Annotated in this window: 8 protein-coding genes; 4 read left to right on the forward strand and 4 right to left on the reverse strand. The window is 47.4% G+C overall.

Annotated elements, in window-relative coordinates:
* Positions 1-102: 102 nt before the first annotated feature.
* On the reverse strand, positions 103-972 hold the full coding sequence (locus QMA41_RS18700) for a toll/interleukin-1 receptor domain-containing protein (RefSeq protein WP_021456957.1): 870 nt from the start codon (positions 970-972) through the stop codon (positions 103-105).
* On the reverse strand, positions 956-3,244 hold the full coding sequence (locus QMA41_RS18705) for a hypothetical protein (protein WP_235676548.1): 2,289 nt from the start codon (positions 3,242-3,244) through the stop codon (positions 956-958). Before QMA41_RS18705 ends, QMA41_RS18700 begins: the two co-directional genes overlap by 17 nt.
* 767 nt (positions 3,245-4,011) lie before the next feature.
* Here QMA41_RS18705 and QMA41_RS18710 point away from each other — a divergent pair.
* On the forward strand, positions 4,012-5,103 hold the full coding sequence (locus tag QMA41_RS18710) for an SPFH domain-containing protein (RefSeq protein ID WP_021456962.1): 1,092 nt from the start codon (positions 4,012-4,014) through the stop codon (positions 5,101-5,103).
* A gap of 3 nt (positions 5,104-5,106) precedes the next feature.
* Positions 5,107-6,165 carry a hypothetical protein gene (locus tag QMA41_RS18715; RefSeq protein WP_021456963.1) on the forward strand — a complete coding sequence of 353 codons (1,059 nt, stop codon included), beginning with the start codon at positions 5,107-5,109 and terminating at the stop codon, positions 6,163-6,165.
* Positions 6,166-6,785: 620 nt separating this feature from the next.
* On the opposite strand, the gene QMA41_RS18720 is transcribed toward QMA41_RS18715, so the two are convergent.
* Positions 6,786-7,859, reverse strand: a complete 1,074-nt coding sequence (locus QMA41_RS18720; RefSeq protein WP_235676549.1) for a LacI family DNA-binding transcriptional regulator — start codon at positions 7,857-7,859, stop codon at positions 6,786-6,788.
* A gap of 250 nt (positions 7,860-8,109) precedes the next feature.
* On the opposite strand from QMA41_RS18720, the gene QMA41_RS18725 reads away from it, so the two are divergent.
* Together QMA41_RS18725 and QMA41_RS18730 are read left to right on the forward strand one after the other, a co-directional pair.
* Positions 8,110-10,212, forward strand: a complete 2,103-nt coding sequence (locus QMA41_RS18725; RefSeq protein WP_235676550.1) for an alpha-galactosidase — start codon at positions 8,110-8,112, stop codon at positions 10,210-10,212.
* Between the two features lie 135 nt (positions 10,213-10,347).
* Positions 10,348-12,117, forward strand: a complete 1,770-nt coding sequence (locus QMA41_RS18730; protein WP_019276727.1) for a solute:sodium symporter family transporter — start codon at positions 10,348-10,350, stop codon at positions 12,115-12,117.
* A 534-nt stretch (positions 12,118-12,651) separates the two neighbouring features.
* Here QMA41_RS18730 and QMA41_RS18735 read toward each other — a convergent pair.
* The gene (locus QMA41_RS18735; protein ID WP_235676551.1) at positions 12,652-14,103 is read right to left on the reverse strand and encodes a phospholipase D-like domain-containing protein; all 1,452 of its coding nucleotides are present in this window, start codon (positions 14,101-14,103) and stop codon (positions 12,652-12,654) included.
* Positions 14,104-14,260: the final 157 nt, after the last annotated feature.

The following is a 14,260-nucleotide window of genomic DNA, read 5'->3' on the forward strand; positions in this document are numbered from 1 at the left end:
ACATAGACTTATCATATGTTCACCTATTATTACATTGTGTGATGCGTATGCGATTTTTGAGGGAAACTTCCCCCGCCGCGCTCCTGCACCTCTCCTGAATTTTCATCGCCATTGAGAAACAAACAAGGCCTGTTCCGTGACGAGGCCCTCCGTCATCTTGATGTATTTGGCTTTCAGTCGGCCAACACGTGATGCGCGCGTTCGCAACTGCGCCATCCCTAGGGTTGGATCGGCCATCCCTGCCTTACGATAGTAGTGTTCACTGAGCAAGGCTTGCAGGTACAATTTAGGGGCCTGCAATTCCGCTTGCGTCAGAGATGCCAGCAGCGTGATGCAATGGTCGATTTCCTGCTTAGGTCGTTTCTTCAGTGCCTTACCTTGTAGCCTTGCGATGACTTTCAGCATCATGACTGACTCGTGGTAGGCCTCTGGCAGCTGAAGTTTTGCTAAGTATTGCGACGCGAGAAGTGTCTGCTTTGTTTTGAGCAATCGTTCGGCATGTAAGATTTGCTCATCAAAACAATCGGTATCTACCTGCGCCTGTTTTGATAAGAGCTGCGCGTTAATCAGACTCGCCGCGTGTTGGTAGTCGTGAATACTGAGCGCTGCTTCGACGTCCAAGCTGTATTGATAATTTTTGAGCAAGTAATCGAACCCCTCTCCGCCCCCTTCTCTGATAGCACCGTCCGCATTGATGGGAATGACTGGAAGGCCGCGCTCGCGAGCGATTTTGAGTTCGGTTTTGACTTCGTGTGACCCCTGACGATGGCGGTTTCCCACAGAGTGACAAGTGGCGTAGAGCAAGAACACCTCAGCCTGTTTGAGGGCTTGACTGATCGCACTAGCAAAACAATCGCCAACCCGAATGTCTTTAGGCGCAAACCACACATCGTGCCCGTAGCTCATTAGTGCTTGCTGCAATAGCGCAACTTGTTCTTGGTCGGCGCTGCTGTAGCTAAGAAACGCTTTCATTCAATGCCTCATGGGACATTTCATACTGCTTATGTTGCTGCAGTTGAGCCCGGATGTTTTTGATTGCTTCGTCTGCCTTACTGCTGATTTTTTCAACATTTTGCTCCAACACTTGATTCTGAAGATCAGAAATTTGGCTCTCAATGACATCGAGCTCATCTTGTTTCTCTTCTTCAGACATTGACGTGTCCTCTTGAAAATCATGGCGCTGGGCTTTCAGGCGTTCGAGGCGCTCTGGGATCGACAAATTCTCATTGTCTTTGGCACTGTCCGCTAACGCCGACGCACTGTCCTCATTCAGGATCGTGAGTCGGATTTTTTCGCCACTGGCGACTGACAGCGCAATTTCTGTCGCCGATACGTCGGACGCATTAAAGGTAGACTGCCCTTTCCTTTCAACTTCTCGCTTGGCAATGTTGGTCACGTCTTTGTAATAGAAGGCGTTCGCTTCTCTACCCAAGCATCGGTTCGAGATAAAATCATAATAGGTGGTGAAGACATCGACTTTATCCTCGGTCAGAAAGATGTATTGAATAAACTGCACAGCGAACAGCATCTCACCAGAGGCTGACCAAAAACTGTTTTCATTGTTGGTGTTGAGCTTCGACATCACTTGCTTACGTCGGCCTTGGTCTTGAATCAACGCCCAATCCTTTAGCACGATCGCCTGATGGTCCGTATAAATGATGTCTTCTTTCTCCAAGCCACACTCATCACGAGCCATTTGTTCGAGTTTGCCATGCACAATCGACTGCATCTCTTCTCGGATGAGCACACCGTTAAAGATATGGCGATCTTGCATCACCGGGATCTGCTTGAGAATGCGGCGTCTGTACGTTTTGATGTTATCGATCAGGGAAGTGACGATATCGGGGAGCGTGTCCAGCAACGCCAAGTTTTCTTCCTTTTGATGCTGCAGCCGTTTTTGTTTTCGATTGCCCGAGAAACTGGCTAAGCACAGCAATGCGCATACTCCCGTGGCCAGTCCCAAACTCGTCGTGGCAGTCATCGCAGCATTGGATGGGCTGGCTCGTTGCATGTCCAATACAACTCTGGCCAAGTCCAATACCCATTCGATGCGGTGAGAGGCGGCATACGTTAGGCCGGCCCCAATCGCGGCCAACACTAGGCCGGCAAGGCTCAGAAGCGCGTGCTTTCTTCGTCGGTTCTGGTGGTCTTCGATTTGTGCCTGCATCGCATGGCGCTGAGCCTCAAGAGACGTTAACGCTTCTCTTGAGCGTCGAATCTGCTCTTTCAAGGCCGTTTTTATCGGGTCGAACAACGGTCGATTGAAGAAATCCCAAAACCGCTTTCTCATCGGATCTTCCAGATCCAATTGCTGCTCTTCGATTTCATCACGAGCGCACAAGACGCTGCCTTTGTTGCCGACCGGATTTCGGATATGAGGGTAATCCCCGACATTGGGGTGGTCCAAAAAATGGCGCTCAGCCGTCTTGAAGTCCTCTTGGAGATCTGAAAACAGAGAAGCTAAGGCGTCGCTCGGTTCGTGATGACTGATCTTGCCCCCTTGTTCGTCCCAAAGTGACAACCTCTCATTGGGTTCTTTTATCAAAAGCCGGTGGTCATCCAACTCAAGTAGGTCCTGGCGAAAGTCGAAGTGAAAACGGAAATCGCAGATACGTTGGCCACTGCGGTTCCAGATCCCCGGGGTAGTATTCATGGCGTTCACCAGCCATCGACCGCCGCTGAGATTCAGTACATCAGTAATTTCTGTTTTCACATCGTCCAGCATGGTGACTCGCTCACCTTCATAGTTCCAAATGCTGACACTGTTCGCTTCACTGACGGCAAAGTGAGGCGATTGATGAAACATCTTAATTGCCGAGAGTGCGTTCACTTTGGCGGGGATCGTTGCCAAATTCTGGCCATTTTTAGGATTCCAGAGCTTGATCTCACTCTGTTCTCCAACGGTCAACAAACGTTTATCGGTCAACTCAATGGTCCCCATAATTGAGCTCGTATGCCCAGTCAGGGTATGAAGCAGGCGCCCAGTATTTGCGCAGACATGCACTTCCCTATCTTCAGCCATGGTTAGGAACATGCGCGTGCTAAAATACAGTTTGGTGACCCCAGTCAAAGGAGCGCTATGACGTTCAAACTCTCGCACATGATCTTCGTCTTCGCAGATCACTTTGTAGGTTTTACCTAGGCCCCATTCAACAAGGTACTTACGGTCGATTTGAGACCGGAGCGGCGATGAGGTGTTCGCGTCGAGATGAGCGCCAACTGCATAAAACTTGGCTTCTTTCATAAATAGACCCACTTGTATTTAATTTATAGATTTTTATTCATTCTTTTCATTACCAGTTCACCACCGAGTCACAGGAACGTGACGAGGCGGCCGGCAATCGGACGTGCACATCAAGCCAAGTGTTATCAGTCCTGAGCACCCATCAATGGCCCTCATCCATTTACATTGAGGGATCGGTAGACACGGCATCGTTTGGCTGACCACTTGGCTTCAGCCGTGTGACTTTTCGCTGTAGCCACCCTATAGGGCGACACACGCTGCAGGAGCTCATGGTGTAGTCAACGGCGCCTTCGTGGTTGTGGCGCTCTTGTTCGCATGAAGTTCAATTTTGCGCATTGAAACTTATGACAATGACTATGATTTCACATCAAACAATCACATTACTATATGAATCAATATCACGGCAAGAGACGCACTTCAAAGATGAGCGGATGGTTAGCCGATCTGGCCAGTTTGAATCGACCGTGCCCTGAGTCTACGTTTGCTTTCACGCTTTGATGCCTCTTAAAGCGTTTTTTTTTCGATGAATTGGCCCAACCAAGCGCCTACCATAGTGCAAATGTCGCCGTGTACCGACAAGACCACTCAGCCTCTCTGCTCCCACGCCGACCAATGCACTCCAAGGTCAGTGAAAAGCTCACAATGAGCCGTCACTTTGCCATCACGACAGACCAAAATTTGTCTGTTACTATCCCCGCCAATCGTCAAAGTTATTATTTAAATCGTACAAAATCACTACTAAAAACAAGATGATGTAGGAGGTTAGGTTGAGTCTGTGGAAGAAATTATTGGGAGAGTTCATCGACATCGTTGAATGGACCGATGACAGTAACGACACCCTGGTGTGGCGATTCGAGCGCTATCAGAATGAGATCAAAAACGGGGCTCAGTTGACTGTCAGACAGGGGCAGGTAGCCATCTTTGTCAACGAAGGTATTATCGCTGACGTATTTGAAGCGGGCATGTATTCATTAACCACCGAGAACTTACCTATCCTTAGTACATTAAAAGGCTGGAAGCATGGCTTCAATTCCCCTTTTAAAGCGGAGGTGTATTTTTTAAATACACGTACCTTTGTCAACAACAAATGGGGGACGAAAAACCCGATCATGTTACGTGATCTGGACTTTGGTCCAGTGCGTTTGCGAGCCTTTGGCAATTATGATGTCCAAGTCAGCGAGCCAGTGAAGCTATTAGAGCAAGTGGTGGGGACCGATGGCTGTTTTCAAATTCACGAAATTCACGACCAACTGCGCACATTAGCCGTCTCTCGCTTTAGCGATGCGTTGGCGGAGAGTCAGATCCCGATCATGGACATGGCGTCGAACTACGATGAACTTTCAACATTGATGCAGCAGCGCATGAACGTGGATTTCAATGCTTATGGTCTGACTTTGTCTCGCTTCATCATTGAAAACATTTCACTGCCTGCCAGTGTTGAGGCCATCTTGGACAAACGCACGTCAATCAATATTATTGGTGGATTGGACCAGTATTCGAAATTTCAAACCGCGACGGCCATTGAGCAGGCAGCCAACCATGAGAACAGTGCCAGCTCTGCGCTGGAGATGGGCGCCGGCATCGCGATGGCTCATCAGATGGTTCAATCCATGGGCGCGCCCGCTCAGACGGTCACTCCACCCCCGATTGACCGCCCGGTGCACTATTATGTCGCGGTCGAAGGAAAACAGACCGGCCCGTTCTCAGAGCATGACATCCGCCAACAAATCGCGCAGGGTCAACTGGGGCGACATGACAAAGTCTGGAAGCAAGGCTTACCTGACTGGACATGCGCCGAGAACGTGGGCGAACTTAATGCCATATTGCGTGTCACCCCACCACCCATCCAGAGAGCCTAACGCATGTTGATCGATACAAAATGCTCAAATTGTTCCGCGTCATTGACCTACTTACCTGGCGCTCGGTCACTGACGTGTGAAACATGTGAGACTTCCTTTGACATCGCGCCCGCTCAGGACACCACGAACGTCTTTAAGGAAAGTGAACTGCTAAGTTATCTTGAAGCGTTTGAGCAAACCCAAGAGCATATTGAGGTGAGCACCATTGAATGCGACAGTTGCGGCGCGACTGCCGAGTTTGGAGCCAACATCAAGGCAACGCACTGTGCGTTCTGCGACACTCCTTTGGTGGTCGACAAAGCCCAGAACCGCAACCGTATCAAACCCCAAGGGATGATCCCCTTTCTCATCAATCGGCAGCGAGCCATCCAACACTTTAACAGCTGGATTGGATGCCGCTGGCTGGCGCCCAATGCGCTGAAAAAACACGCTCAGCATTATGAACACTTTCAGGGGGTGTATTTGCCTTACTGGACGTACGATTGTGATGTCGCCACCGATTATCGTGGCGAGCGCGGCTACGAGAGAAAACGCAAAAGTAGCTCAGGTCACACAAAAATCGACGTAAAATGGAAAAAGGTCACCGGTAGCGTCGCAACCAGTTTCGATGATGTGATGGTCCCGGGCAGCACGTCTTTGCCTGACAAGCTCCTCAATAGGTTGGAGCCCTGGGATCTGGATGCTCTCGAGGCCTACGCTGACGAATATTTCATCGGCTATCAAGCCGAAACCTACCAGATCGACATCAAGCAAGGATTCGAAGACGCGAAAGATCGCATGCAGTTCGACATCAATGCGCTGATCCGCAAAGACATTGGCGGAGCAAGGCAATTCATCGCGGCCACCGACTCGACGTATTCTAATGCATTTTTCAAACACATCACGCTTCCTATCTGGGTGACCTCTTACCGATACAAGGACAAGGTGTACCAGGTTCTTGTCAACGGTCAGACGGGCAAAGTGCACGGGACTTACCCCGTCAGCAAAGTCAAACTCACCTTTTTTCAGATACTCGTAGCCTTGGCGGCGCTGGGCATCACCATTTTGACCAAAGATACATAAGGTGGCTACTCACGACACGATCCTTCTATTGACTATAAAAATTGACGCCATATCGCATGCAGGGCGCATGTGATGTGGAGTGCTTTTCACTTACTACACAAATAACTTGATAAAAATGAATCTAAGCCATCGCGTCATTTTGATAGCGATAGATTAGAGCTATGCACCCAAATCAATTCTGTCCAGAAACGTGTTACAACTATTCTTGAATACACTGCTGCGGTCCAGGTCACATCCGGATCAGACATCCTGTAGCTGTATTGCGCTGTCGAATTTAATATGCTGACTAAGCTGCATGCCTACGATTGACCATTAGGGACGATTTTTCCTAACACTTGCCTGACGTCTATTAAATCGGTGGCTATTCACCTCACTATCTACACAGTTATTCAATAATAAGATGGTTAGGACACATTGGTGACAAAGGAGGCGTGCGGATGACAGGGGGCGGCTGCGTTGTTCCTAGTGCCGCCTATGCCAGAGGATGAAAGTTAACGCCGTCGTGGAATCGAACTACCGAGCGGCTACTTGCCTTACTATCTACGTTTGTCAGTCTAAACCTGGAGCAGGCTTGTTAGAATCTCTGTCTAGCTAATCATTATTTCAATTCACCTAATTCATTAAGGCAGAAGCGATTCTACCTTTTTTAATAGCTTCTGAATCTCATGTTTGTTGTAGTGGTTTTGCGGTTTTTGCTCACTGCTCTTGCGTATAATTAACTCCACAGGTATACGAGTTTGTTTAAACGATTCGGTATCTTGCGGAGTGTGATTTTTTAGCTCAATCGCCTGGATCATTGCCTGTTCACCAATTAGCGTGAAATCTTGCTTCACTGTCGTTAGCGGTGGCGTAAAGTAAGCACTGTCTGTGATGTCATCAAAACCGACTACTGCGATTTGTTCTGGCACCTTCATGTGAAGTTCATCTAATGCTCTCAGAGCGCCAAGTGCCATCTGATCGCTAGCAACCACAACGGCATCAAACTCTCGTTGTTGCGCGACAGCGTCTCGCACGGCTAAATAACCGCTACTCGCTTGCCAATCTCCTTGGTATTGAAAGGTAACCTGTTTACCTGCTTTTGATATTTCATGTCGCCAACTGTCTAAACGAATTTTTGATGCACTAGATTCTTCAGGGCCTGTCACCAAGAGGAATTTCTCCCGTCCCGTATCGAGAAGATGTTTCACAATTTCTGCAGCGCCAGATGCGTGTTCGCCATGCACAAAATTCACTGATGTGCCGTCTGGTACGTCAATAAAAATAAGGTGGAGACTAGGAAACTGTTCTACCAGCGTGACAGCTTCTTCTGACGTTACAGGCACATTGAGGATCACACAGTCCACTTGTTGAGCAATCAACTCTCTCATTGAGGCCTGAATATTGTCTAAGCCTGGCCCCGAAACAATGGAAAAAGCGGTACCGAAGTTGAGTTGATGGGCTTTTCGTCTTACTCCATTGGCAATGAGTGCGGCGCCGTGCAATGCCATATCTAAGGTTACCAAACCTATGTTGGTTGATTTGGCACGGCTAAGCATTTGTGCGCCTTTATTGGGAACATAGCCAAGTTTCTTGATCGCTTGGTTAACTTTAGCGCGGGTAGATTCTGAAACGTGTTCCGAACCATTCGTGACACGAGACACCGTTTGAGTCGAAACACCTGCTAATTTTGCTACTTCTTTAAAAGTGACACTCATGCCATTTACCCCCTTCCTTTTTGTATTGCATAAACATTAACAAATCTAGATGAAAGTTAACGTGAGATGCCCTAACAATGTTGGCGAAAACATCAAAAAATGTTCTCGAAAACAGTCGATCTAAACCATGTTTTTATTATTTTTAAACTCTTTTTGATCACGTTTTTCCTTTATATCACTATTATTACGCATAACTTAGTTCGATATTTAACCCACAAAATGTTTACGAAAACAATTGTTGAGTTTAGATATGACTAAGTTTGTACACTTACAGAGTAAAAACCACAGCGTAATTATTAAAACAGAGCGTGTGCCCGAGATACTGCATTGGGGGGCAAAGATCGCTCAAATTGACCACGATCTTCTGCTATCGACTGAACGACCTATCTCGCAAGCGCGCTTAGATGTGGATGTACCGCTGTCATTATGTCCTGAGTTAGGCAGTGGTCACTTTAATGCTCCTGGCATCGAAGGTCATCGCCAAGGCTTTGATTGGGCACCAGTGTTCCGTTGTGTGGCAATTGATGAGCAAGCTCATAGTGTTACTTTTACCCTGATCGACGAGACCGCTCAACTTGAATTGGCTATTGAGCTTATGCTGAATCCTGAAACGGATGTACTGCAAAAACGAGTCGCTGTAAAAAACATCGGTTCGGGCCAGTACTATCTAGGTAAGCTCTCTTCGACGCTTCCTCTTCCCAATCACGCTAATGAGCTAATGACTTTCCATGGTCGCTGGTGTCACGAGTTTCAAACACAACGTCAACGCTTTGAACACGGTGGCTTTATGCAAGAGAACCGTCGTGGACGTACGTCTCACGAAAACTTTCCTGGTTTGTTTGTTGGCTCTAACGGCTTTAGTGAACAACTTGGCCAAGTTTGGGGCTTTCACCTTGGTTGGAGTGGTAACCACCAAATGCGTGCCGATGTGCGTAGTGACGGCCGTCGTTTTGTTCAAGCGGGGGAACTGCTGATTTCCGGCGAAGTGATCCTTGAACAGGGTGAGTCATACCAAAGTCCATGGTTATATGGCTGTTACAGCAACAGGGGGTTAAATGGTGTTGCACAGCGCTTCCAACAGTTCGTTCGCGACACTATTGTGACATTTCCAGTCGACAAACCACGCCCCGTTCATCTCAATACTTGGGAAGGCATCTACTTTGATCATAAACCGGAATACATCATGCAGATGGCGACAGAAGCCGCTGAGATGGGTGTTGAACGGTTCATCATTGATGATGGTTGGTTTATTGGTCGTGATGGTGAACGTGCGGCACTTGGTGACTGGTATTTAGATGAAGTTAAATACCCGAATGGTTTAGAACCTGTGATTGAACATGTTAACCAAAAAGGTATGGAGTTTGGTTTGTGGGTTGAACCAGAGATGGTGAGTCAAGACTCGAATCTTTATCGCAATCACCCTGATTGGGTGCTAAGCCTACAAGGTTATCACCAACCTTCTGGTCGTTGGCAATACGTTTTGGATCTGCAAAATGATGACTGTTTTAACTACTTGTTCGAGCGCCTTAACGACCTCTTAACCAGTTTCAATATTACTTACCTAAAATGGGACATGAACCGTGAGCTGGTTCAGCCAGGCCATCAAGGCAGACCTGCAGTACATGGTCAAACACAAGCTCTATATCGCCTGATTGATGCGCTAAACAAAGCGCACCCAGAAATAGAGATCGAATCATGCGCTTCCGGTGGTGGGCGTATCGATTTTGAAATTCTCAAACGTACGCAACGCTTCTGGGCATCTGACTGTAACGATGCATTGGAACGTCAAGCGATTCAAAAAGGCATGAGCTACTTCTTCCCTCCGGAGGTAATGGGCGCGCATATTGGTCCGTATGAGTGCCACTCAACTAACCGTCGCCACAGTATTAACATGCGTGGTGTGACCGCTCTAGGTGGTCACATGGGGGTTGAGCTTGATCCGGTGAAAGAGTCGAAACAAGAGAAAGAAGCCTTCTCTCACTACATCGCTCTGCACAAGCAGTATCGCCACCTTCTTCATCGCGGGCGCAGCTTCCGTATTGATCCTGCGGATAAGAACCAAAATATCTATGGTGTGGAAAGTGATGATGAAATGCTCATTACAGTTTGTCAGCTCGCTATGCCAGATCATGCGTTACCTTCCCCGCTACGTATTAGCGGCTCCGATGTGAACGCCAAATACCAAGTCAAGCTGGTGGAAATGCCACAAACCAGCTTTCAGCTCATGAAACAACGTCCTAAATGGCTAGATCAAACACTGACTTTGAGCGGCGACAATCTTAAAGAAATTGGCTTAACTTTACCGATTCTTGACCCAGAGTCAGCGTTAATCGTACATCTAAAAAAAATCTAAGCGCGATTAGCGAACGTTCATACCAGCACAGTTTCAAGCGTACCAGGTGAAGAGTTGACGCTCATCTGACGTCACCCCTTTGCCTAAAGAAAGTGAAAAATAAAAATTAATTCACAAAATTTAAGGAAAAATAAAATGCCAATGACAATCCTACTGTCATTCTTTTTCTTTACCGGGCTCGTCGTGTATTACACCTGGTCTCGTGTTAAGAATCAGAAAAATGACTCTAAAGATAGTTTCTTCCTCGGTGGTAGAAGCCTGACTGGTGGCCTAATTGCAAGTTCACTGATTCTAACCAACCTTTCTGCCACCAGTTTTGTCGGAATGAGTGCACTGTCGTTCAAAGGCAATATGTCTGTAATGGGCTATGAAGTCGCATCAGGTATTACTTTGATCATTATCGCCCTTTTTTTAGTTCCGCGATATTTAAAGCAGGGTATTACCACCATTCCCGACTTCTTAGAATCTCGCTATGACCTATCGGTTAAGCAATTTGTTACCGTTCTATTCCTGCTGAGCTACATCGTGAATTTATTACCGAATACGCTTTATGCCGGTGCCATGGTTATCGGTGGTATCTTCGATATTGAAACAATGCTAGGTATTAGTCGTTTCCAAGCCATCTTACTTATCGCGGCTGTTATCGGTTTCCTAGGTTTGTTCTATGCGATTTATGGTGGTCTAAAAGCGGTAGTAATCGCAGATACTCTGAATGGCGTAGGTCTGATTGTCGGTGGTTTGATGATCCCTATCTTCGGCTTAATTGTGCTTGGTGATGGTAGCTTCATGGAAGGTATGCATATTATCTCGACTAACGCGACAGACAAGCTACAAGCTGTGGGCGCAGCCGATGATCCTAACGTACCTTTCTCGACCATGTTTACGGGTTTGCTATTGGTCAACCTATATTACTGGGGGACAGATCAGGCGATTATCCAGCGTGCATTGGGGGCGAAAAACCTAAAAGAAGGGCAAAAAGGGGTCATTCTGGCGGGGGCGATCAAGGTGTTAACACCGCTGTTCCTCATCATTCCAGGTATTATTGCTTACCATATGTTTGGAACCGTTGATGCGGCAGGTCAAAACTACGAAGCGGATACCATGTACACGCGCCTGGTCAATGACGTTCTGCCGAAGCCACTGGTAGGTTTCTTCTTAGCAGCCATGTTTGGCGCGATCCTGTCCACGTTTAACGGCGTGCTTAACTCATCAACAACACTGTTTACGCTTAATGTTTATAAGCCACTCTTTGATAAAGACGGGACGCTTTCTGACCAACAACTCGTCAATAAAGGCCGTGTTTTTGGTTTGTTCATCGCAATCCTATCTGTTGGCATAGCACCATTTATCATGTTCGCACCCAATGGTCTGTTCGACTTGCTACAACGCTTAGCGGGTCTATTCAGTGTGCCAATCTTCACTATCGTATTTATGGGTTACGTGACTAAACGTGTACCAGCGATGGCGGCGAAAATATCGCTTGCCGTTTTCGTGACGGCTTACGGCATTATCCAGTTCACACCGGCATCAATGCATGACTATTTAGGTCCTCTTAAGCCACTCGCAGAACTCCACTTCTTCCATCAGCTTGCGGTGTTGTTTGTAGCGTGTTGTCTAATCATGCTGGCCATTGGTAAGGTGCGTCCACGTGATACTGACTATGTGTTACCGGTTAACGAAGCAATGGACATCAAACCTTGGGAGTTCCGTTTTGAAGCATCTGCGGTCATTCTTTACATGGTATTGGGGGCTTATATTACCTTCTCTGACCTAGGTTTGGTTGCGGGTGACACGTCATTCATGGTGACTTATGCACTGTGTGGTATTGTGATTCTTGGCGGCCTCTTTGCTCGCATTAAAAAAAAGCAAGCCAAGTTAATGCAAACTAACGTGCGAGAAGCCTAATTTTCTTCGGGAGAGAGCAGCAAAAGTAAAACTCGCTATTTATGCTTTTACTGTTCTCTACTCATAGTGTTGCTTTGCTATCTCGGCAGGTGTGGTCGCGTACCCGGACATCGATTTGGACCTCAAGTTTGATGAAAACCTGGCGGCTCTGATCAAAGAAGGGATTAACGTGGCGATTGGCAAGACTCATCGATGATGGCTAAAACGCTGGGGTATGATGAGTTAATCATGGTCGCGTCTCCGAAATACCGGTTTCAATGTGACAATGATATGGGGCAAAAGGTGATGTTGCTGACCCACTTGTGGCGCCTTGTTTCAAATTCGGTGAATACTCACCTGACGCCTATTCAATCGGCGGCTATCCAGTATAAAATATCACCCACACCGTTAGGTGAGAGGAAGAGACCATAAGGACTCCTCCTCTCCATTGACTATCGAGTTAAGACAGGGGACATTCCGCTCGGGTGAGCGGAAAGTTGATGTAAAAAGTGACGTTCATCCTCTGTTCTTGTCGTCTTCCATTACGCATGCTGGTTACTTTGCTTCCCAGGTCGAAATGTAGTCCTTCAGATCCTGCATGGCAGCAGCACCCACGTAAGGAACGGCGGCGAGCTGATCCATATCCGCGATAGTTCTCGCTGCGATGATGTTGTTGGCTGCCGTGGCATTCATCGCTGCTTCAACATCCAGCTCCGAAAGTGTTGCCTGGTTGACGATGTCCAGCACGGTTGTGACTTCGGCACCGGTGAAGCTCACGCCTTCCCAAGTCCCCCCTTCAGGCAAAGACTCCGAGCCGCAGTTTTCAGATCCCCCCGCTTCGCAGTAGCGGCGGCTGAATTCACCTTCAAACTGGGCTGCCACCTCTGCGCTGTGGATGACCAGAACATTCTCATCGTTACCAAAGGCTGCAGAGCCGGACACGTTGTGCGAGCCGGTGATGACAAGATCGTCAATAATCCAGTATTTGTGGTGGAACTTGTCACCACCGTTCAGGTTAGCAATTCGGACGTCAGCTGGGTTACTCCAAGGGTTGTCAGGCGCGCCGGTATAGCTGTCGGTTTCATAGGCGCCATTCGGGTTCAGCTTAGGGGTGTTGGCCATATCCATAAACTCGCTGTAGTAGCGGCTGAAGAAGCTCGGGTCCCCCACCCCTTGAACTTCAACACCAGCGTCATGGCGAAGTTTCATTTTATCCGCAACATCCTGAGCACTGAAGACAAACTGGGCAGTATGAATACGCGTGTTGGCCGCAGTAACATAATTTTCCAAGTTTTCCAGAGTTGAACCGGTGTACAGGCTGGGTGACTGCGGCGTGAATTGCACATCCAGTCGAATGTTCTCGTTGTCGGTGTAAGCGGTCTCAATTTGGTGGTCTACTTTGCCCAAGCCGAACAGAGAGTCTTTTGCACCTCCAGGCCCGTCCCCCCACATTTGCAGAAATTGGGTGGTGTAAATATTCGCGAGCTGTGAGGATTCAACAGTAACTAGGTGGTTAGCGTTACCGTCACTGATCAGGTTTCCTTCTCCATCCAGATCGCCGTGGATACCACTCTGGGTGAAGTTAGCTGACGCAACCAAGACTCTTGCATTATCGACAACAATAAATTTATTGTGCTGGATTTTAGAGCCTGCGCTTCCGTTTTCGGTATCGTCTATCCAAGGAACATTGCCTGCATTTAAGATATTAATGGCTTCCTCATTTTCCCCAGCGATATTGTCTTCATCGGTAATAAAGCGCACCGTTAAACCCTGAGCTTTTTTCGCCACCAGGACGTTTGCAATACCCGGAAGATCGAGATCATAGACAGCGAGATCAACCGATGTCTGAGCGCTATTAATGAAGTCAATGATTTTTGTTTCCAGGTTCGCTTGTTGCGCTGGCGCATTGACTGGGTGGTTAAAATAAACGTCAATATCACCAGCATACGCAGCCGATAGAGAGGCAGAAGCAAGAATTGATGTTGCAATCAGTTTTCTTATAAACATGTATTATCCATTATTTTTGGTCAATTTTACGAAATATTATTAAAATATAATTACATTGTTGATGATTAAATTAATAGCGAGATCGAACTAGCCTATTGTGCTCGTTATTAATAAGTGTACATTTGACTTTGATTGGAATGGATGTAAAGCCCTGATT

The sequence above is a fragment of the Vibrio sp. St2 genome (assembly GCF_947311885.1).
Classification (GTDB): Bacteria; Pseudomonadota; Gammaproteobacteria; order Enterobacterales; family Vibrionaceae; genus Vibrio; species Vibrio coralliilyticus.